Raw genomic sequence first — 19556 nt, 5'->3', positions numbered from 1 at the left:
GTTTCGGGAGACGAACATGACTGCGCCTTTGATCCTGCCCGATGGCATTCAAACGCTCGTGGACGCCGATGAGGCGGCGCGGCATTGCAAGGTGTCCAAGGTGACTGTGTGGGGCTGGGCCAATCGCGGCTACCGTTGCCCGACTGGGGAATGGGTGAAACTGCCTGTTGCGGGTAAAGATCGGCGTCGGCGCAACCTGTACTGCCTGCTCGACGTGGCCAAGGCCGAGGCGGCAACACGCAAGAGGGCCAGGCGCACACTCTAGATGTCCACCCTCGGGCTGCTACGGCGCATCGAAGACCAGGCACAGCTGCTCGCCGACGCCCAAGCCCGAGGCGATTTCTCCGCCATCGAAGAGGCGCAGGCCGCGCTTGATGATCTGACCGACCGCCTGGCCGAGGACCACTGATGCCCAGTGCGCCCCCACGGGTGTGCGCCAGGTGCAAGGGCCTAGCTGTCAAAGGCGCGCCCTGCCAGTGCCGCCCGGCATGGGAAGGCTCGACGCACACTGGCGCTGGCGACAAGCGATGGGTGCGTGCACGTGATGACTACCTGCGCTCGCACCCCTTCTGCGAGCACACCGGATGCGCGCGCATCGCCGATGCCGTAGACCACATTAGGCCCCTGGCCGAGGGCGGCGACAAGTACGACCCCGAGAACTTCCAGTCGCTATGCGACCCACACCACACCGAGAAGACGACGCAGGATGCGTTGCGCGGCAAAAAGAGAGCGAGGTGAGCACGATGGCTACAATCGACGAGATTGGTCAGGACATTGGCCGGGACATGGGCACTGCCACCGTGGCGTGCCCGCAGTGCAACGCCGATGTTGTTGTGACACTTGATGCCAAGGCCAGAGCGCGTAAGGTCGGCGAGAACGCGGTCACCTTGGACGTTACGCTGCCGCATCTCGCTGACGAGTTCAGAGCCCACGATATCGAGGCAGGACACGTCGATGCGTAGACGGCGCGCGGGGGGTAGTGGGGTCGCTATCTCTACGTTCTGGCGCCCAGACTTGCGCCGAGGTGGCTTTTCTCGCGCGTGCTCAGAATTCGTTTCGTTTTTTGGGTGGGGCCTGTAGATGGGCCGTATCGCTGCGCCAGCACACTTAAAGCTCATCAATGGGCGCAGCCAGGGGCGCGACTCTGGTGGCCGCGAAGTGCCACCGCCTGCGGCTTTCGAGCATGGCGAGGTGCCGGAAGCTCCCGAGTGGTTGCCGGACGAGGGCAAGGCCGAATGGGCTCGTGTTGCACCGACCCTGGCGACGTTGAAGCTGATCAAACCCGAAGATCGAGCGGCTTTCGCGGCCTACTGCAACGCGTGGGCACAGTATGTGCAAGCGGTGCGGATGTACAAGGACGAGGGCCTGACGATCATCAATCCGCAGTCGGGGCGCGAGTCGGTGCACCCTGCGGTGACGGTGGCGCAGACGGCGAGTCGGGAGCTACTGCGGTATGCGCAGCACTTCGGGTTGACACCTTCGTCTGAGCAGAACATCGCCCGAGGGGCCGGTGACCCGGATGGCGGCGGAGACAACCCCTTCGCCTCGGGCCAATAGCACGTGGGCCGACGCCGACCTTGACGCGCTAAAGCTTTCACCCGAGGTCGCCTGGTACCTCGAATCGCGCGGCTATCCGGTGCCGGACTGCCCGCCGCTGCACAAGACGCCGGAGCCGCGAGAGGTTCCGGGCGCGGCATTCGACCCCGAGCGCGTCGATAAGGTCATTCGAGCGTTCCGGCAGCTGCGCCACGTCAAGGGCCGCTTCGCCGGTCAGACGCTTGAGCCGGACTGCTGGCAGGTGGCGTACATCATCGCCCCGTGGGCCGGATGGGTTGCGCCCTCGGTCGATACCGGCGATTACGCCCGGATCATCACGACGCTGTATGTCGAGTTGCCGCGTAAGAACGGCAAGACGACGGTGGCCGGTGGCATCGGGATCTATCTGACGGCTGCCGATGGTGAGCCGGGCGCGCAGGTGATTTGCGCCGCGACGACGGCGGATCAGGCGCGGTTCGCGTTCGATCCGATACGTCAGCTGGCCGATTCGGCGCCGGGTCTCAAGAAGTACGTGAAGGCCTTCCGCAACAGGATCACTCATCCGGCGACGGGGAGTTACTTTCAGCCTGTCGCCAATGTCGGTGACGCGCAGCACGGCGCGGATCTGCACGGCGGCATCGTCGACGAGCTGCACCTGCACAAGACGATCGACCTGATTGAGGCGCTGGAAACGGGCACGGGCTCAAGGATTCAGCCCCTGATCCTGTACATCACGACCGCCGACAGTGGCCGCAGGCATACGCCGTATGACGCGAAGCGCAACCGGATCGAGCAGCTTGCCCGTGGCGCGCTCACCGATCACACGACCTATGGCGTGATCTGGGCCGCTGAGAAGCCCGAGTATGAGAAGGGCAAGCTGGTCAAGGGCGATGACCCGTTCGCCGAGTCGACCTGGCGCAAGGCCAATCCCGGCTTCGGGATCTCGCCGACCAAGCGGTTCATGCAGCAGGCGGCTAAGAAGGCGCAGGATTCGCCCGCTGAGCTGGCGTCATTTCTGCGGCTGCACTTGGGTATTCGGACCAAGCAATTGACCCGGTATCTGGATCTCGGGGCGTGGGACAACAACGCCTCGATCGTCGATGTCGACCGGCTCAAGGGCCGCGAGTGCTATGGCGGGCTCGATCTCGGGTCAACGTCTGATCTGTGCGCGCTGGCGTGGGTGTTCCCAGACGGGGATGCCTTCGACGTGCTGGTGCGCAGCTGGGCGCCCGAGGCTTCATTGGAGTCACTCGATGCCCGCACCGCGGGCTCGGCGTCCGTGTGGGCGAAGGCCGGTTGGCTCACGCTCACACCGGGCAACGTCACGGACTACGACTTCATCAAAGCTCAGATCGCCAGTGACCGTGACGCGTTCGTGGTCAAGGAGATCGCGTACGACCGCTGGAACGCCACGCAGCTGGTCAACGATCTGACGACCGATGGTGCGCCGATGTCGACGATGGGGCAGGGCTTCGCCTCGATGTCCGCGCCGACCAAGGACTTGCAGCGGCTCATCAAGCGGGGAACACCCGAGGTGCCGCTCATCCGGCACGGCGGCAATCCGCTGATGCGCTGGCAGATCGACAACTTCGGCGTTGCCTTGGACCCGGCAGGAAACGTCAAGCCGGACAAGGCGAACGCCGGGGACAAGATCGACGGCGTTGTGGCGCTGATCATGGCCCTGGCCAGGGCGACCGCTGCGCGCGAGGTCGAGTACGAAAGCGCGTACGAGACCGGCCACCTGATGACCGTCTGAAAGGGGAAGGCATGTTCGGTTTTCCGATCCCCGGACCACTGCGCTACGCGCTTCACCGGCGCGCCTTCGTCAACCTGTGGTCTGGCGCGGCGATCTCGGGTGTGGTCGTCAAAGCGACCCGGACCTATTGCGTGATCAAAGACGCGCACGTGCACGAGGCCGGATCACACCCGGTCGCGGTAGACGGAGAGATCCTGATCGACCGCAACCAGATCGACTACATACAGATCACGTAAAAGGAGGCGACACATGGGATTTGTCGTCTCCGCAGGCGAGGTGCAACGCCTTGGCCGGCTCGACTCGCCCAAGCCCGCCAGGCTGGCCATCGGTGGCTTGTCACAGGACTACTTGCAGATCTGGCGTAAGCACTACGCGGTGCGAACCACGGTGTCCTACCTGGCCCGCAACATCGCGCAACTCGGCCTTCACGTCTACCGACGCCATGGCGACAACGAGCGTGAACGGCTGACAAACCACCCGCTGGCGCAGCTGATCCGGCAGCCGAACGGATGGACCACGCGTTACCGGATGCTCGAAGCGCTCGTGCACGACCTCGGCATCTTCGATGCGTCGTACCTGCGGAAGGTGAAGACCGAGCACGGCCTCGGGCTGATACGCCTGGACCCGATGCGGGTGTTGCCGAAGGGCGACAACTGGTTCTACCCCGAGGTATTCGAGCTGCGAGGGTCCAAGGGCACCATACGAATCCCCTCCGAAGAGGTGGTGTTCTTTCGGGGATACAACGGCGGCAGCTCGGATGTGGGCGGTGTCCCGCCGATTGAAGCGCTGCGCGAGGTGCTCGAAGAGTCCCACAACGCATCAGTTATGCGCTCGCAGGTGTTGCGCAATGGCGCCCGTACCTCCGGCTACATCGAACGTCCACCGGGCGTGAAGTGGTCCGACGAGGCCAAGATCGGCTTCAAGAGCGAGTGGCAGGCGCAGTACGCGGGGGATGGGCCGCAGGCGGGCGGCACGCCGATTCTCGAAGACGGCATGAAGTTCGTCGAGGCGAATCAGACGCCCAAGGATTTGCAGTACATCGAGGCCCGCAAGCTGACCCGCGAAGAGGTCGCGGCGGCGTACTACATCCCGCCACCGATGCTCGGCCTGCTCGACAACGCGACCTTCTCGAATATCACCGAGCAGCACCGAATGCTGTATCAGGACACCCTCGGCCCATGGCTGTCGATGATCTGCGACGAGATCGCCTTGCAGCTGGTGCCCGACATGACAGACAACTCGGACCTGTACGTCGAGTTCAACCTCGACGAGAAGCTACGCGGCAACTTCGAGCAGCGCCAAGAGGCTATCCAGAAGTCGACCGGCGCGCCCTGGCGCACGCGCAATGAGGCCAGGGCCCTTGAGAACCTGCCGCCGATCGAGGGCGGCGACGAGCTGGTGCAGCCGCTCAACGTCACACAGAACGGCGACGACGAACCGACCCTGGCGCAGGCCGATCCCATGATTACGCCTCGACCGACCGACAAGCCGGAAGAGGACGAGAGCGAGGACTGATGCTCACAAAGAACACGGCGGCGCTGAACGTCAAGGCAGGCCCCGACGACGGTCTGAATGAGGGCGAATTCATCGTCTACCCTTCGACGTTCATCAAGACCCCGGACAGCTACGGCGACATTGTCGCACCCGGTGCGTTCCTGAAAACCATTGCAACATGGAAGAACTCGGGCAACACCCTGCCGGGCCTGTTCGGGCATCGGATGGACGACCCCGACTACTACGTCGCCTCGGCGCTCGACATGGGCGAGGACGAGCACGGCTGGTGGGTCAAGGGCGTCTTCGATCTCGAATCGCCGAAGGGCAAACAGACCTACCGGTTGGTCAGGGATCGCCGCATAACGCAACTGAGCTTCGCCTACGACATCATCGATGCCAAGGGCGTCGAGCTTGAAAATGGTATTCGCGCATACGAATTGCGCGAGTTGAAGGTGTACGAGTTCTCGTTCGTGCCCATCGGCGCGAACCAGGACACCTCGGTGGTAGCCATCAAGGCCATTACCGATCAGGTGACCGAGGACATCAAGGCTGGCCGCGCGCTGTCGGCCAAAAACGAGGACGAGCTACGGACCGCGCACGAGGCGATCGGACGCGTTCTGTTGGTCCTCGACAGCGCATCAAGCGAGGGCAAGGCTGCGGATAACCCGTCCGTCGATACCTCGGCATTGGAAATGCTGTCACTCGATATCGACATCGAGTGCGGCGCTTAACAATCCACGACGGATAAGGAGAAACCATGCTCACCAAGACCAAGTTGGACGACCTCAAGGGCGAAGCCCAGAAGGCCGTCGCTGACGCCCGCCAGATCGCCGAGAAGGCCCTCGAATCGGGCTGGACCGACGACATGACCGCCGACTACGACCGGCACATGGCCAAGGGCAAGGATCTGTTGGAGCAGATCAAGGTGGCCCGCCGCGACCGCGACCTGCTGGACGCGGCCAAGGCGATGGCCGACGAGATCGGCCTGCCCGGAAGTGCCAAGGGCGACATCGACGAGCAGGGCGCGGCTGTGCCGGTGCGCGAGCGCGTGAAGTCCCTCGGCTTGCAGGTGGTCGAGTCGCCCGAGTTCAAGGCGATGATGTCCGGCTTCCCCGATGGCCGGGTGCCCGAGAAGTCCCGAGTGCAGTCCAGCCCGATCGCCATGAAGGGCCTGTTTGTCGGTGGCAACGACACCAGCGCTGGCGCATTCGTGGTGCCGGACCAGTCGGGCATCGTCGAGACGCTCGGTCGCAAGCCCCTGGTGGTGCGTGACCTGGTGTCGGTGCGCCGCACCGGCTCTGATGTCGTCGAGTACATCGAGCAGACCGCCCACACGAACGCAGCCGCGCCCGTGCCCGAGGCGACCAGCTCGGCAGCGCCGACCGCGCCGGGCTCTGCCGGACCGCTGGTGCGCAACCCGGACGGCGGCTACAAGCCCGAGGGCTCGTGGTCCTACGCCCGCCGTCAGGCGAACGTGAAGACGATCGCCGAGTGGGTGCCCGCCACCAAGCGGTCGCTGTCCGACGTGGGAGCGCTCGAAGGGTTGATCAACGACGAGCTGGCCTTGGACGTCAAGGACGCCGAAGAGCGTCAGCTGCTCGTCGGTGACGGCTCCGGGGAGAACTTCACCGGTATCAACAGCTGGTCGGGTGTCCAGACGCAGGCGTTCACCACTGACCTGTTCACCACCACGCGCAAGGCGATCACCAAGGCCCGCGTCGTGGGCCGGGTCAACCCGAACGCATGGGTGATGAACCCGACCGATGCCGAGACGATCGATCTGTTGCGCAACGCGCAGGGCGACTTCTACTACGGCGGGCCATTCGCGATCGGTCAGCGGACCCTCTGGGGCCGTCCGATCGTGGAGGCCGAGGACCAGCCCGCGGGCGTCCCTCTGCTCGGCGACTTCTCCAAGGCTGTCGTGTGGGACCGCGAGCAGACCACGGTCACGATCTCCGACAGCCATGAGGACTTCTTCACCCGAAACATGGTGGCAGTCCTGGCCGAAGAGCGGCTGGCCTTCGCGGTCACCCGCCCGACCGCGTTCGTGAAGGTGGCCCTGTCCTGATGAGCGTCGAAGTTGATGACAAGGCCGTCATGACCGGCAATGAAGCGTCCAACCTCGTCGAGGTGGATGTGGAGATCAACGGGATGACCACCACGTTGCAGCTGGACAGGGCCGAGGCCGAGCGTCGCGGACTTGTCCAGCCGAAGGCCCACGAGCCCGCCAACAAGGCTCACACGCCACGCAACAAGGGCGGGAATGGCTCTCAGCGCTAGCGCTGTCGGCGTCCTGGTGCGTCGGTACTGCGGGTGGCACGTCACCCCAGTCAAGACGCATACCCTGCGGCTGAATGGGTCGGGGGCTGCACTTCTGCGGCTCCCGACTCTTCGGCTCGGCGCCATCCTTTCCGTGCGGGAGAACGGTGTCGACATGGACCCCGCGACCCTCGAATGGTCGACTGATGGGCGCGTGTTCAAGGCCGGACGGTTGCCATGGACTGATCGCCTCGGGGGCATCGTGATCGAGATCGAACACGGATTCGCCGAGGCGGACATGGCGGCGTTCACCGAGGCGATTACCTCGGTCACAGGACATCAGTCGGGAGACCGCGAAATCCTCGGGCCGTTCCAATGGCTCGGTGCCGAGGCTGTCGTTTCCGGCTCGGCATTCACGACCGCCGAGAAGGCGATCATCGACCTCTACGCGCTGGAGCCGAAGCCGTAGATGGAAACCGTCACCGTCACACCGACATTCCGGCGCGACGCGGACGGCAACCAACCGCCAGACGGCACCCCGTATGACCTTGAAGCCAAGGCCGTCGCACCGGGAAACCAACTGCTCGCCTGGGAGGTCGGGCGCGACATCGCGAACGTGCAATACACCGCGTTCTTTCAGCACGACATCCCCACCCAGACCGGGCACCGGATCAAAGTGCGCGGCGACAACCTGATCGCATACGTCCATCGCTGGGTATCGCCATGGACCGATCGCATCGGGGTCGCGGTTCTCGCCCACGGAGCCAGCGACTAATGGCCCGGTTCGTACGCAACGCCAAGACCGTCTCGAAGATCCTCAAGCGAGATCCCGGCATCGCGGCGGCACGCCGCAGGATCGCCGAGCAGATCGCCCAGGACGCCAGGGATAACGGCGCCCAGTTCGTTGTAGTCGCCGAATACGAGACCGACCGTGGCGCCTCTGCGGTCACCGTTGACGCCCATTCGCAAGACAAATACGGCGTGCTGACCAAGGCTGCCCCTGACGGAACGGTACTCAATTGACTTGGGGAAGTGGGGAATCGCGTGGGCCGGCCGATCCTGCCAAGCGCATCAAAAACGCCCTTGCCGTATACGTCCCCACGGTGCTGACCGGCGCTTCGGCTGGCCTGGAATTGCCCGCGGCCTGGACCCCCGCCAAGCCCGTGTTCGTGCTCGTGGCCGACGACGGTGGCGGGGGACTCGAGAACGTCTACACCGATCCCATCATCCGCGTCGTTGCCTTCGGCAACTCGCGTGATCCGCTGCGCAACCTGATAACTCGCTGCGCCGCACACCTTCGCGCCAACAGGCCCGAGGGCATTGCCCGCTTGCAGGGCTCGATGACCGTCCGTGACGGCAGAGATAAGGACACCGGCGCACTGCTCGCGTCGTTCGTGGTCAAAGCGATCACGAGAACCGTAAAAACCACCTAGACCCTTTTGGGAGACAGGGAGATTCCGCTATGGCGGGTAGTGCTGACAATGTGAAGCTGTGGCCGGAGGCCAACGTCTATGTGTTCAACGGGTCGACCACGTTCGATCCCGCGACGCATCTTCCGGCGACGATCGCCGACCCGTTCCCCGCTGGCACCGGCCCCGCGCCACTGTGGACGGTCGCCGGAATGCTCAACGGCGACGCCGGATTCGAGGAGTCCCGAGAGTGGGACGAGTCCGACGTGAAGGCCTGGGGCTACGGCGTGATCAAGGTCGCCTCGAAGGATTACAAGGATGAGCGCAAATGGACTGCGCTCGAAGACAACAAGGTCACCTACGACCTACTGTGGCCCGGTTCCACCGACACGCAGATCGTGGTGCCCAAGCCTGCGCTTCGGTACATCGCCTTCGAGTTGAAGGACGACGAGGGGCGCATCGAGCGCTACATCTCGGCAACCAAGGCCCGCCACTGGGCGCAGAACGTCAACAAGAAAGAGGGATCGGTCGAGGGCTACGAGTTCACCTCGCGCATCTTCCCCAAGGGCGACTTCTCGCTGTACCTCGTCCAGAAGGGCATCCCCACACCGTGATCACGATCCAGTTCGTCAAGAACGTGGGCGACTTCGCCAAGGGCCAGGTTGCTTCAGTCGATGAAAACTCGGCCGAGGCCCTGATCCGGCGCAAAGACGCTGTGCGGTATCCGCCCAAGGGCGCGCAGACCAGTGACAAGGCCAAGGGCGACCAGACCGAACAGAACACCGAGACCGAAGGGCAAGACAATGGCTAAGACCGGCAGCGCGGACTCACCGGCACGCAATGAGGCCGAGGGCGTCGAGACGATCGTGGTCGAGTACGGCGGTCAGTCGTACACCGTCCCGGCGTCCAACGATGACTTCCCGATGCTCTTCACCGAGGCTATCTTGCGCGGCAATCCCATTGACGCGCTGCGAGTACTGCTCGGCGGCGAACAGTGGGTCCGGTATCTCGGCACCGAGCCCACCAACAAGCAATTCGAGGAGTTCTCGAATGTGATCGCCAAGGCAACCGGAATGGACAGCCTGGGAAAATAGCGACCGCTCTGGCGCTGCGGCGCTGGACGGCATGCCAGGGGCTTGTCGCCGCGATGGCCCGAGGGTCATTCGGCGACATGCTCTGGCTCTACATGCTGCTCGACGAGTACGAGGCGGCAGTGGATTCGGACCTGTCACGGTTCCACGGGATCGACTACCGGGACCGCTGGCGTTTCGACGAGCACGGTCGGCGCAAGCTGACCTTGCGGATGATCCATAACCGCGTCTCGTACCTCGATCACGATTCAGCCATCGCGAAAGCCTTGGCACGTGCCGAGGGTGAAATTCCTTGGAGCCTTGCCGATTACCTGATCTCCGACGTGGTGCACGCCCTCACCGGTGAGCCGCACCCCTCGCGCCCGCTGACGCCGGACCAGAAGGCCAAGGCCCGCGAGATGGCGGCGGTCATGGAAGAGCGCCGAGCCCGCGCGAACCGTGCCAAGGCGAAACAGGCCGAGAGGCAACGCATCGTCGACGAGTCGATCGCCGAGGCGCAAGCCAACGTCATCAGAAACCGAGACCTATCACAGAAGGGGGTATAACCGTGGCTGGAGCTTCCGACCCGATCGGCTACTACCCCCTACAGGTCATCCCGGTCATCAAGGACATCGACAAGGCGGTCAACCGCCAGATGTCCGGGCCGCTGGCAGCTTTCGGACGCAAGGCTGGCGCCGACACAGGCAAGGCCTTCGCCTCGGGACTGGAATCGGCCAAGGCGCGCGTGCAATCAGCGTCCAACGCACTGGCGAAGGCACGCAAGGCCGAAGAGGATGCCGTGGGCCGCGTGCGCGTGGCCGAGGCCAAGCTACAGGCTGCCCGCGACTCCGGGAAGAACGATCGCGTCGTTGCCGCCGAGGAGGCCTTGGCACGCGTCCGCCGTGCACAAGTGCTAGCCACACAGTCGGCCACGAACGCCACGCGGGATCTTGCGCAGGCCCAGAACGCCGCCACGGCAGCGGCCACCCGCCAGGCGGGTATCGGGTCCAAGCTCGCAGGTGTATTCGGTGGCGCCGCTTCCGGGGCCAAGGATCTTGCCACCAGCCTGGCCGGAAAGGTCGGCATCGTCGGCGCTGGCGCAGCGGTAACCGGAATGCTCTCCAAGGCCTTCACGGTCGGCATGGACTACACGCGCACCATGAACACCATGGCCTCGGTGTCCGGCGCAACAGCCGACCAAATGGCCCAGGTATCGGCGCGAGCACGCGAACTCGGCAACGACATCTCCCTGCCGGGCACCTCGGCCAACGACGCCGCCAACGCCATGACCGAACTGGCCAAGGGCGGATTCAACGTCCAACAGGCCATGGACGGCGCCAAGGGCACCTTGCAACTCGCGGCAGCTGCCGGGATCTCAGCGGGCGAAGCCGCGACCATACAGGCCAACGCGCTCAACGCGTTTGGTCTCAAGGCAGATTTTGCCGGCAAAATGGCCGACATCCTGGCCAACGCCGCGAACGCGTCAAGTGCCGAGATCACCGACATCGCCTACGGCCTACAGGCAGGCTCGGCAGTCGCCAACCAGTTCGGCATCAGCGCCAACGACACGGCAGCGGCCCTTGCCCTACTCGCGAACAACGGCATCAAGTCCTCTGACGCCGGTACCTTGCTCAAGTCCGCGCTACTGCACCTGGCCGCACCGAGCGATCAGGCCTCCGGCGCGCTCGATGCCCTCGGCGTGAAGGCCTACGACGCACAGGGCAATTTCGTCGGCCTACAGGCGCTCATGGGCCAGCTGCAAGACGCCTCGAAGCGCCTCACCCCGCAATTGTTTCAAGAGAACGCGGCCCTCGCATTCGGCTCGGACGCCGCCCGCCTGGCAGGCATCGGGGCCAAAGAGGGCGCGCAGGGCTTCGCCGCCATGGCGCAGGCCATGGGCAAGACGGGCGCCGCCGCTGATGTAGCGGCTGCCAAGACAAAGGGACTGCCCGGCGCGTGGGAGCGCGTGCAGAACTCGGTGGAGTCGTTCGCACTGTCGATCTACGACGTGGTGAAGGGACCGACCGAACAGTTCACGAACAACCTTGCGGCGGGCATTGGCCGCGCCGAAGAGGCCTTCAAGGGCGCCGTGCCGGTCGTGCAAGGCTTCTATTCGGCCCTCGATCAGGCCGGAGTCATCGACGTAGTCAAGGGCGCATTCTCGGCCCTGTTCTCGACCGTCGAAGGCGTCGTCACCGCGGTCACATCCACCGTGGGTTGGTTCAACCAAAACCGTGACGTAGCAGCGGCATTGGCCGCTGTCGTGACAACCGCCCTTCTGCCGTCCCTGTACGCAACGACCCTGGCGTTCGCCCGCCAGGCAGCGGTCGCGGTCGGCTACAACGCGCTCGTCGCCGCCACCAAAGCGTGGACCGCCGCGCAGTGGCTCTTGAATGTCGCACTCAACGCCAACCCGGTCGGCCTGATCATCACAGGACTGGTCGCCCTCGGCGCTGCGGTCGTGCTGGCCTACCGGCGATCCGAGACATTCCGAAACATCGTGCAAGGCGCCTGGAATGGCATCAAGGTCGCCGCGCAAGCCGCCTGGACGCAGGTCCTACAACCCACCATCAAAGGCATATGGGAAGGCATGCAGTGGGTCGGCGAGAAGTCGATGTGGCTGTGGCGCAACGTCTTCACGCCCACCTGGGAAGGCATCAAGCTCGCCTTTACCACCGGCTGGGACATCATCAAGCTGGTCATCGACAAGATTCGCAGCGGCATGCAATTCCTCGGCGACACCGTCTCGGGCATCGCCTCGGGCATCGGTGACGCATTCCGGGGCGCCTTCAACGGAGTAGTTGGCATCCTGAAGGCCCCGCTCAAGCTGCTCGGCATGTTCCTATCAGCGTTACCGGACAAGGTGTTTGGCTTCGACATACCCGGAGCCAGTGCCGTCAAGAGCTGGGGGCAGACACTTCAAAGCCTCAACACTGGCGGCACCATCGCGGGCCGCACCAACTCCGGCGTCTTCTACGGCCCCGGCACCGGCACCTCAGACAGCCTGGTCGGCATCGACGCCACTGGCGTACCCACCGTGCGCGTCTCCAAGGGCGAGGGCGTAGTGAACGCCGGAGCAATGGGGCGCGGCGGCTCGGTGCTCGTCGCGGCGCTCAACGCCGGGTGGGTGCCATCGCCTGAGTACCTGAACAGCCTCGTCGGGCTGGCCGGTGGCGGTGTCATCTCCGCCGACCAGCTGACCAACTTCGCCAGCGGCGTCGAAGGCAAGCCCTACGTGTGGGGCGGGACCAACTGGGGCGACTGCTCGGGCGCCGTGAGCGCACTGGCGAACTACGCGACAGGAATGGCACCGTTTGGATCCCGATTCGCCACCGCGACCGAGCAAGGCGAACTGGCCAAGCGCGGCTTCAAATCCGGCCTTGGCCCTGCCGGTTCGCTCAATATCGGATGGGTCAACGGCGGGCCAGGTGGCGGTCACACCGCCGCGACACTGCCCGATGGCACCAACTTCGAGATGGGCGGCAGACGCGGCAACGGCCAGTTCGGCGGCGCAGCAGCTGGTGCGGGCGATAGCCAGTTCACTCAGCACGCCCACCTGCCGCCCGAATACTTCGGAGGGCTTGACGCTGGCGCACCGACCTACGGCGGCGGAGGCGGCGGCGCATTCCGTGCCCCCGGTGGCGGATCCTCCGGTGGCGGCGGTATATATCGCTCGGCGACCGGCTCGGAGCTGTCCGCGTCGGGCGATCGGGTCACCTCGGCGAACACGGCACTCAAGAATGCTGACCAGTCTGTCGATGACCACCAGTACCGGCTAGAGCGGGCCAAGGCCTCCCTTGAAGAGGTCAAGGGTAAGAAGCACAGCCAAGAGCAGATGGACGCCGCACAGCGGCGCGTAGAGGTCGCCGAACGCGAACTCGCCGACGCCACCGAGCGACAGGCACGCGCCAGGGACAAGGCGAGCAAGGCCGCGCAGCAAGACAGCGACTTGCGCAAGTTCGGCGTGGCGCAACGCGGAGGAGCTGGCGGCGGCGGACTCGGGTCGGTGTTCGGCGGTGGCGGAGGCTCCGGCGGCGCAGGTGGTGGCGGCGGGGGAGACCTCGGCGACCTGATCAAGATCTTCGGCGGCGGCATCTTGGAGACCTTCGGACTCGACGGGTCGTGGCTGCCCGATATCCGCGAACTTGGCGTCGTGAAGATGGCCGACGCCATCATGGGCATCAAGGGCGGGCAGTCGCCCGATGGCATGGAACTACCGCAGGGCGCACCGCCCATCGGTGCGGGCGCAGGCGACGGCGTGGACGGCGGGACCTCCTACGACGCCTCGGTCACGATCAACGGCAACGTCGGGTACACGCCCGAGCAGGTGCAGGGGATCTCCGAGCGCAACCAGAACCGCCTACGCGGACGAACCCCGGTGGGTGGGTAGATGACGCTCTGGAAAGACCTTCCCCAACATCTTCGATGCGACGGCATCAGCATCAAGTACATCGCGCCGCGCTCGGGCCGCATCTGGCACCTGACCGGATGGAACGCCGGAGCCGAGGGCGCCATGATCAACGGCCCGATACGCGGACTGTGGCACATGCCGTACGAGTCGGTGTGGACCGAACCGGCTTACGGGGCACCGGAATTTGAGCGCACCGTGGACGGCAAGCGCACACCCGGATTCGATGTGCTGCTCATGTCGGACACCAAATTCGGGTGGTTCGACACCGAGGCGAAGTGGTGGGAAGACTGGCCGGTCGGCGTCCCCGGATGGCTCTCGATGTGGACACGTCGACTCGGCGAGTTGTGGATTCCGGTTATGCGCGACAAGCCCACCGAGACCGAGATGGAAGACGACCCGGCAGGGCTGAACGGGAACAACCATCAGATCTGGACGATGGACCTGGCTCAGTCCGGTAACCCCCGCTGGCGCAGGCCCCCGAAGGTTGACCGATACATCAACCAGGGCAAGGCCGAAGCGACGCTGTATGTGGCCAACCAGAGCAAGGAGGCCGAGGCATGGCCGGTGTTCTTTGTCTCGGCCCCGGCACCGCATCATGGCATCAAGCTCGCCAACGGCAACGGCGGCGAAATGGTGCCCGTCCCTGAGCTGTTGCCCGGCGAGCACTGCATTATCGACACCGACCCGACGCACCGTATCGCGATCTCGGCCACCGATCCGGCTGACGACTTCTTCAAGAAGTTCATACGCAACTCCGAGCTTCTGTCATGGCTGCTCGGGAACTACGGCGATACGGGCGAATCTGTCCTGAAACGCTTTCACGGGCAGGGATTTACGCGCCCCATAGCGCCGGGTGAGGTCGGCGCACTCAAGGTGATACACCCGACACCGGGCGGCAAGGTCGGGGTACTGCTACCGCAGAGATTTGAGCGTGCCCACGCCTGACCTCGGCCATGTGCTGACGCCAGAGATCGAAAGCCAACTGCTCGAAAGACAGCACGCCTACCTCAATCGGGAGACAAAGCCTCCTCTCATCCGGTTGTGGGACAAGAATTTCAAGCTCATCTCCCGTATCGCCCTGCCGGAGACGTGGGACGCCGAAGAGCTGGCCCACAACGCGGGCGAGGCGACGATCGAGATCGTCGGCGAGGCCAACGCCTGGTTGCGCGAAATCATCGTCTACGACACCAAGCCCGAAGAGGACTTGTTCATCACGTTCGACTTCGACCCGGACAAGCCGCACGACTGGCGCAACCGGTGGGGCGGATTCGTCGACACGATCACTGACACCGAAGAGCAGGGCAAGGCCACCCGAACCGTCCTCAAGTGCCTGCATGGTCGGCGCTACCTCGAAACAACCTTGCTGGCAAGCAATCCTGTGTTTCCGCAGGAGATACAGCTGCCGAAGATGTTCCTGTGGGGTGGCCCCACGGCGACCGCCTGTGCCTCGGCTCTGTGGATCAACCTGTTCCGTCTCTACACCCTCAACGGGTTCTTTCCGTTGCCGCGCAACCTCTTCGCGCCCGAGACCTACTTGGAGAACGTCTCGCCGCTGAATTGGCCGGTACAGGTCATGCCGCTCAATCCGATCACGGACCAGTCGCGGTGGTGCACGCTCGGCGCGAAATGGAAAGACGCGCATACGATCTTCGATCCGCTGCTCAAAAATGCCGGCGTTGTCGCGAAGGTCTATTGCTGGCTGCCGGGAGATCCGCCGCCGTACACCATGTTCGGTCCACTGGCTGACACCCTCAAGCCGTCGCGGGCGTGCTTCATCGTCGATTTTCAGAACAAGTCGGGTGTCACCGGCTGGACGGGTACAGCTCTCGATGGCGGCATGAACCTGATCGCGGCGACCGCTGACGACATGATCACAGAGTTCCTGTTCCCGATCGACGCGGACGGGGACGGGGAGACGGACCCGTTCATCCGGCGTCTTCTAGGGGTGGCCCCAGCACCCCCGCCCATCGTGTACCGCGACGCCGGATACGGCGGGCCACTCAAGTCGACGATGACAATCCACAAGAGCCAGGCCACCGACATCGTCACCGGGGGCAAATCGCCCCAATGGGTCAACCAGGCCATCACTTTCGCTATCCGCTATGCCCTGTCCCAATTGGCCCAGACCATCGCGTTCTACGGGCAGGCGCAGGGCACAGAGGGCCTGGACAACCTCTATCAAGGCCAGCTCGACGACGTGTTCCTGGCCTACATGCGGTGGGTCGACCCACGACGGTCGGCCACGGTCGGCCCGTATGCGCGGCGCGAGTACTTCGAGCCCGGAACAGGTTCGGCGTACACCATCAACGGGGTACAAAGCCTGCGCCAGGGCGACTACAAGTGCCAGGCGTACACCACATTCAAATTCGATGTGCTGGACGGCTTCCCGTACAAGCTCGGCGAGGACTTCGAGCTAGGGGACCGGATACAGGCCGAGCGTCGCGGCATCTTGCACACCGATCAGGTGCTCGCGATCCGGCGCAGTGGTGGGCGCCTGGTCTCGCATCGTCCGCTCATCTCTCTTGGCGACGACTCTCGCGAAGAGGACCCCATCTCGCGGGGATTCGCCCAGATCGCCAACGTAGCCAACTTCGCCGCCCTGCTCGCCGGTTCCGGAGACATGTTCTAGGAGGTTTCCCAGATGGCCGGTCCTGCAAGAAAACTGATGAACCCACCGAACTACAAGCTGACGCGCGAGCAGGCCATCGAGGTCAACGACGTAATCGAGGAGCTGTATCAGGCAGCGTTAGACGGCATCGGCCCCGGTGGTCAAACCCTCGGCATGCTGCCCGATCTGCTCAAGTCGTGGTGCTTTCACTTCGCCCTCGCAGGCGTACGCGTCGTGCCCGAGAAGGCTTTGATCAAGCGTCGCCCCTACCGCGATCAGACCGGCATGTTCAAGGGCGCTCACGAATGGGTGTCCATCGACACCCCCGATGACCCGCAAGACGAAGCCGAACAGGTCGCCAAGGAAATCGAAGAGCTTCTCATCGAGCGCGCCGGATCACTGAGCGCCGGAGTCCGCGACCGACTCGTCAACCGCCTACAGGAATTGGGCGGTGCCACACGCACATTCACACCCGACGACAACCCAGAAGGGGTAACGCAATGATCGGTGTCACTGACCCCCTGCCCACCGAACCCGTATATCTCGGGGAACACCCTGCGCTGCTCAAGTTCTACGCCATGGTCCGCAATCCGGGCGATCCGCCCGGCATCGGCGGAACCTTCACCCTGCTCGGACCCGATGGCGTGGTCACCCTCGAAGCGATCAAAGGCGACAAGGGCGATCCCGGCACACCAGGCAAGGCCGTCATCTGGCAGGACTCCTCGATCACCGATCCCGCCGACCTACCTACCAACCTCGATGAGACCGACGCCAACCGCGCGTGGTGGATCAACAACATGGCGCACGTATGGATCGGCAACGACTGGCTGGTACGCCCAATGGGCTGGGCCGGACCTCCGGGCGTGACGCCGAGGCTGACGATGTCCGGTGAATCGGTAGGGCCGACTGACCCCTTCGAGGCAATTCCGTCCGGCACGCCCGAGGACCCGCACATTCACCTCAAGGTGCCCACCCTCAAGGGCGACACCGGGGACAACGCCCGCATTCTCGACGCTGGCGACTTCCACACCCCCGCAGGCGGCACACAGGTCGGCCAGGCCCTCGTCATCCGCGCAGGCGGCGGGATCACCTCCCAAGACATCAACCCGATGGCAGGGGAGCTGTACTCGGTCCCTGAACAGCTCTTCAACAACTACAGCCCAGGCGGATCGGCCAATCGCCAACAGATCGCCACCTTCACCGTGCCGCCCTACGAGATAGACGTGGTCCCTCGGGTGTCGGGCCATCTCATCTGGAAGCGCGAACTGTTCTCCTCGGCGCAGGTGATCGTCGAGGCCCGCCTCGGCGACCCCGCCACGGGCGTTCTGCTATCCCGCTCACTGTTCTCGGGCATGAACATGGACGGCCTAACGCAGATGGCCGAAGCCAACTTCGGGGCGCACACCTCGGACGCTGGCAGCCCATCACGCGCATTCGCCCCCGGAACCAACGTAGGCCGCATCGTGGCGGGCTCCACGGGCGCTCAGGCCACCATCTACTTCTCGCTGGTCAAGATCGGCGGCAGCGGCGCCTATTCGTTCAACAACGCTGGTGCTCAAGCCGACATCGTGGTGCTCCCGGCGAGCTGATGGCGCGTAACGGGGCCTTTGACAGGCATGTACCGGACGACGACCACAACCCGCTGAAAAACCTGCTCGGATGGGAGGCTGAACTCGGCGACGCCGGAAAGGTATTCGGTGACGCTCTCGGCCCCCTGTGGGGACTCGGGCAGCGTGTCTTGCAGACCATCCTCGGTCAGACCGACAACCCACTAGAAGAGCTGCGCGACTTTCTCGGCGGCAAGTGGGCCTCGATTGCGGACTTGCAAGAGCGCGTCGAAAACATCCCGGTCCTGGGCGACTTCTTCGAGATCATCACCGGCAACCCCGACAGCGACGCAGGCGACGCAGGCTCATTCATCCGGGGCGCCCTCGACGCGATACGCAACGGCGCCACGGGCGGCTCAGCGCCGACGCCAGGCAACTCGTTCATCACGGACTTGTTCAATTCGGTGTTCGGAGTCCGCAACACCGCCACCTCCGCACAATCGGCGGCATCGAGCGCGCAGACGACTGCAGGCAATGCCCAATCAGCCGCCAGTAACGCCAATTCCCTTGCCAACGCCGCACAATCAGCCGCCAGCGACGCGCTTTCTGGGGTCACGCATGTCGCGCAGAACATCTTCAACACCTGGTTCGGCAGTGATCAGGCAGCCGGGACACCCGTCGAGGTGCAGCAGACGATTGCGGCGATCAAGCAAGCCGTCATCGGCGGCTACACCGTCGACACCTTCACGTCCAATGGCACATGGACCAAGCCCGCCAACCTCATTGAATGGTGGGGCATCTGCATTGGTGGCGGCGGCAAGGCCATGCCTGGCACCACCTCGGCCACCAACTCCGATGTAAGGCTTGGCGGCGTCGAAGGCTCCTCGGGTGGCTACATTGCCCAGCAGATCGCACCGGCAGACGTACCGGCGTCGCTTTCGGTCACGGTCGGGACCGGGGCAACCACCAATGGAGCTAACGGCGCCATTACCTCGATTGGCTCGCTGGTGGCCTCGTCGCCGAACGGCTCCGGCATATCCACGATCGCCGGATTCACCCCGGCTTCCTCCACACCCGGTAAGGGTGGTGCTGGGGGGCAGGCCACGGGTTCGGCTGGCAGTGCGGGGCAACCAGGAGGTAGCACGCCGCTGGCCGCTGGGGGTGCAGGCGGTGCGGGTAAGACAGGCGGGTCAGGCACCGCCACCGCTGGCGGAGACGGGGGTCCAGCGTCGCTAACCGGCCCGACCAAGGCAGGCGGTGGTGGCGGCGGTGGTGGCGGCGGCAACGGTTCCACCGGCTCGGGGACCAAGACGGGCGGTAAAGGCGGCAACGGCGGCTACCCCGGCGGCGGCTCTGGCGGCGGCGGTGCCGCAGTAGGCGGCGGCTCGGTGGGCTCATCCCAAGTAGCGGGCCAGCCAGGGACCGCGCCTAACGGTGTCGCATTCATCATCTACAAGACAGGATAG

The 19556-nt window shown here is 64.6% G+C and carries 25 protein-coding genes; all 25 read left to right on the top strand.

Annotated features, from left to right (window positions below):
• The first annotated feature begins 16 nt into the window (after positions 1 to 16).
• The 25 genes from RHO23_RS14420 to RHO23_RS14300 all read left to right on the top strand — a co-directional run bounded on the left by RHO23_RS14420 (position 17) and on the right by RHO23_RS14300 (position 19556).
• Entirely contained in the window at positions 17 to 265 is a 249-nt protein-coding gene (locus RHO23_RS14420) for a hypothetical protein (protein WP_423488007.1), read from the top strand.
• The gene (locus RHO23_RS14415) at positions 266 to 409 is read left to right on the top strand and encodes a hypothetical protein (protein WP_423488006.1); all 144 of its coding nucleotides are present in this window, start codon (positions 266 to 268) and stop codon (positions 407 to 409) included. It abuts the gene before it with no gap.
• Between the two features lie 122 nt (positions 410 to 531).
• Positions 532 to 738, top strand: coding sequence for an HNH endonuclease signature motif containing protein (locus tag RHO23_RS14410; protein ID WP_423488005.1), 207 nt, complete (start codon positions 532 to 534; stop codon positions 736 to 738).
• Between the two features lie 5 nt (positions 739 to 743).
• On the top strand, positions 744 to 962 hold the full coding sequence (locus RHO23_RS14405; protein WP_423488004.1) for a hypothetical protein: 219 nt from the start codon (positions 744 to 746) through the stop codon (positions 960 to 962).
• A 118-nt stretch (positions 963 to 1080) separates the two neighbouring features.
• Positions 1081 to 1557: a phage terminase small subunit P27 family gene (locus tag RHO23_RS14400; RefSeq protein WP_423488003.1), complete on the top strand. Its 477-nt coding sequence runs from the start codon at positions 1081 to 1083 to the stop codon at positions 1555 to 1557.
• Positions 1520 to 3292: a terminase large subunit gene (locus RHO23_RS14395; protein ID WP_423488002.1), complete on the top strand. Its 1773-nt coding sequence runs from the start codon at positions 1520 to 1522 to the stop codon at positions 3290 to 3292. Before RHO23_RS14400 ends, RHO23_RS14395 begins: the two co-directional genes overlap by 38 nt.
• Before the next feature lie 11 nt (positions 3293 to 3303).
• Complete coding sequence (locus tag RHO23_RS14390) at positions 3304 to 3528, top strand: hypothetical protein (RefSeq protein ID WP_423488001.1); 225 nt, start codon at positions 3304 to 3306, stop codon at positions 3526 to 3528.
• Between the two features lie 13 nt (positions 3529 to 3541).
• Positions 3542 to 4807 (top strand): phage portal protein, encoded by a 1266-nt coding sequence (locus tag RHO23_RS14385; protein WP_423488000.1) that lies wholly within the window; start codon positions 3542 to 3544, stop codon positions 4805 to 4807.
• Positions 4807 to 5517: an HK97 family phage prohead protease gene (locus RHO23_RS14380; RefSeq protein ID WP_423487999.1), complete on the top strand. Its 711-nt coding sequence runs from the start codon at positions 4807 to 4809 to the stop codon at positions 5515 to 5517. Before RHO23_RS14385 ends, RHO23_RS14380 begins: the two co-directional genes overlap by 1 nt.
• A gap of 26 nt (positions 5518 to 5543) precedes the next feature.
• A complete protein-coding gene (locus tag RHO23_RS14375; protein ID WP_423487998.1) occupies positions 5544 to 6854 on the top strand; it encodes a phage major capsid protein in 1311 nt (436 codons plus the stop codon).
• Entirely contained in the window at positions 6854 to 7066 is a 213-nt protein-coding gene (locus tag RHO23_RS14370; protein ID WP_423487997.1) for a hypothetical protein, read from the top strand. The genes RHO23_RS14375 and RHO23_RS14370 overlap by 1 nt, the downstream gene beginning before the upstream one ends.
• Entirely contained in the window at positions 7050 to 7514 is a 465-nt protein-coding gene (locus RHO23_RS14365; protein WP_423487996.1) for a hypothetical protein, read from the top strand. The genes RHO23_RS14370 and RHO23_RS14365 overlap by 17 nt, the downstream gene beginning before the upstream one ends.
• A complete protein-coding gene (locus RHO23_RS14360) occupies positions 7515 to 7820 on the top strand; it encodes a hypothetical protein (RefSeq protein ID WP_423487995.1) in 306 nt (101 codons plus the stop codon).
• On the top strand, positions 7820 to 8068 hold the full coding sequence (locus RHO23_RS14355) for a hypothetical protein (protein ID WP_423487994.1): 249 nt from the start codon (positions 7820 to 7822) through the stop codon (positions 8066 to 8068). Before RHO23_RS14360 ends, RHO23_RS14355 begins: the two co-directional genes overlap by 1 nt.
• Entirely contained in the window at positions 8065 to 8478 is a 414-nt protein-coding gene (locus tag RHO23_RS14350) for a hypothetical protein (protein ID WP_423487993.1), read from the top strand. The genes RHO23_RS14355 and RHO23_RS14350 overlap by 4 nt, the downstream gene beginning before the upstream one ends.
• A 29-nt stretch (positions 8479 to 8507) precedes the next feature.
• Positions 8508 to 9068 carry a hypothetical protein gene (locus RHO23_RS14345; RefSeq protein ID WP_074341521.1) on the top strand — a complete coding sequence of 187 codons (561 nt, stop codon included), beginning with the start codon at positions 8508 to 8510 and terminating at the stop codon, positions 9066 to 9068.
• Positions 9065 to 9265 (top strand): hypothetical protein, encoded by a 201-nt coding sequence (locus RHO23_RS14340; protein WP_423487992.1) that lies wholly within the window; start codon positions 9065 to 9067, stop codon positions 9263 to 9265. The genes RHO23_RS14345 and RHO23_RS14340 overlap by 4 nt, the downstream gene beginning before the upstream one ends.
• On the top strand, positions 9258 to 9548 hold the full coding sequence (locus RHO23_RS14335) for a hypothetical protein (RefSeq protein WP_423487991.1): 291 nt from the start codon (positions 9258 to 9260) through the stop codon (positions 9546 to 9548). The genes RHO23_RS14340 and RHO23_RS14335 overlap by 8 nt, the downstream gene beginning before the upstream one ends.
• A 53-nt stretch (positions 9549 to 9601) precedes the next feature.
• On the top strand, positions 9602 to 10090 hold the full coding sequence (locus RHO23_RS14330; RefSeq protein ID WP_423487990.1) for a hypothetical protein: 489 nt from the start codon (positions 9602 to 9604) through the stop codon (positions 10088 to 10090).
• 2 nt (positions 10091 to 10092) lie between these two features.
• A complete protein-coding gene (locus RHO23_RS14325; RefSeq protein WP_423487989.1) occupies positions 10093 to 13914 on the top strand; it encodes a phage tail tape measure protein in 3822 nt (1273 codons plus the stop codon).
• Entirely contained in the window at positions 13915 to 14880 is a 966-nt protein-coding gene (locus tag RHO23_RS14320) for a hypothetical protein (protein WP_423487988.1), read from the top strand.
• Positions 14867 to 16564, top strand: a complete 1698-nt coding sequence (locus RHO23_RS14315; protein ID WP_423487987.1) for a hypothetical protein — start codon at positions 14867 to 14869, stop codon at positions 16562 to 16564. The genes RHO23_RS14320 and RHO23_RS14315 overlap by 14 nt, the downstream gene beginning before the upstream one ends.
• A 12-nt stretch (positions 16565 to 16576) precedes the next feature.
• Positions 16577 to 17047 (top strand): phage gene 29 protein family protein, encoded by a 471-nt coding sequence (locus tag RHO23_RS14310; protein WP_423487986.1) that lies wholly within the window; start codon positions 16577 to 16579, stop codon positions 17045 to 17047.
• The gene (locus tag RHO23_RS14305; RefSeq protein WP_423487985.1) at positions 17044 to 18132 is read left to right on the top strand and encodes a hypothetical protein; all 1089 of its coding nucleotides are present in this window, start codon (positions 17044 to 17046) and stop codon (positions 18130 to 18132) included. Before RHO23_RS14310 ends, RHO23_RS14305 begins: the two co-directional genes overlap by 4 nt.
• Positions 18132 to 19556, top strand: coding sequence for a hypothetical protein (locus RHO23_RS14300; protein WP_423487984.1), 1425 nt, complete (start codon positions 18132 to 18134; stop codon positions 19554 to 19556). The genes RHO23_RS14305 and RHO23_RS14300 overlap by 1 nt, the downstream gene beginning before the upstream one ends.

The organism is Mycobacteroides sp. PCS013, from assembly GCF_049532645.1.
In the GTDB taxonomy this organism is placed as follows: domain Bacteria; phylum Actinomycetota; class Actinomycetes; order Mycobacteriales; family Mycobacteriaceae; genus Mycobacterium; species Mycobacterium gwanakae.
Note: the sequence above shows the minus strand (reverse complement) of the source record. Positions and strands in the feature narration are given on the sequence as shown.

Coding starts and splice junctions, on each gene's coding strand:
- RHO23_RS14420 (WP_423488007.1), top strand. CDS start 17: ATGACTGCGCCTTTGATCCTGCCCGATGGCATTCAAACGCTCGTGGAC.
- RHO23_RS14415 (WP_423488006.1), top strand. CDS start 266: ATGTCCACCCTCGGGCTGCTACGGCGCATCGAAGACCAGGCACAGCTG.
- RHO23_RS14405 (WP_423488004.1), top strand. CDS start 744: ATGGCTACAATCGACGAGATTGGTCAGGACATTGGCCGGGACATGGGC.
- RHO23_RS14400 (WP_423488003.1), top strand. CDS start 1,081: ATGGGCCGTATCGCTGCGCCAGCACACTTAAAGCTCATCAATGGGCGC.
- RHO23_RS14395 (WP_423488002.1), top strand. CDS start 1,520: ATGGCGGCGGAGACAACCCCTTCGCCTCGGGCCAATAGCACGTGGGCC.
- RHO23_RS14390 (WP_423488001.1), top strand. CDS start 3,304: ATGTTCGGTTTTCCGATCCCCGGACCACTGCGCTACGCGCTTCACCGG.
- RHO23_RS14385 (WP_423488000.1), top strand. CDS start 3,542: ATGGGATTTGTCGTCTCCGCAGGCGAGGTGCAACGCCTTGGCCGGCTC.
- RHO23_RS14380 (WP_423487999.1), top strand. CDS start 4,807: ATGCTCACAAAGAACACGGCGGCGCTGAACGTCAAGGCAGGCCCCGAC.
- RHO23_RS14375 (WP_423487998.1), top strand. CDS start 5,544: ATGCTCACCAAGACCAAGTTGGACGACCTCAAGGGCGAAGCCCAGAAG.
- RHO23_RS14370 (WP_423487997.1), top strand. CDS start 6,854: ATGAGCGTCGAAGTTGATGACAAGGCCGTCATGACCGGCAATGAAGCG.
- RHO23_RS14365 (WP_423487996.1), top strand. CDS start 7,050: ATGGCTCTCAGCGCTAGCGCTGTCGGCGTCCTGGTGCGTCGGTACTGC.
- RHO23_RS14360 (WP_423487995.1), top strand. CDS start 7,515: ATGGAAACCGTCACCGTCACACCGACATTCCGGCGCGACGCGGACGGC.
- RHO23_RS14355 (WP_423487994.1), top strand. CDS start 7,820: ATGGCCCGGTTCGTACGCAACGCCAAGACCGTCTCGAAGATCCTCAAG.
- RHO23_RS14345 (WP_074341521.1), top strand. CDS start 8,508: ATGGCGGGTAGTGCTGACAATGTGAAGCTGTGGCCGGAGGCCAACGTC.
- RHO23_RS14335 (WP_423487991.1), top strand. CDS start 9,258: ATGGCTAAGACCGGCAGCGCGGACTCACCGGCACGCAATGAGGCCGAG.
- RHO23_RS14330 (WP_423487990.1), top strand. CDS start 9,602: ATGGCCCGAGGGTCATTCGGCGACATGCTCTGGCTCTACATGCTGCTC.
- RHO23_RS14320 (WP_423487988.1), top strand. CDS start 13,915: ATGACGCTCTGGAAAGACCTTCCCCAACATCTTCGATGCGACGGCATC.
- RHO23_RS14310 (WP_423487986.1), top strand. CDS start 16,577: ATGGCCGGTCCTGCAAGAAAACTGATGAACCCACCGAACTACAAGCTG.
- RHO23_RS14305 (WP_423487985.1), top strand. CDS start 17,044: ATGATCGGTGTCACTGACCCCCTGCCCACCGAACCCGTATATCTCGGG.
- RHO23_RS14300 (WP_423487984.1), top strand. CDS start 18,132: ATGGCGCGTAACGGGGCCTTTGACAGGCATGTACCGGACGACGACCAC.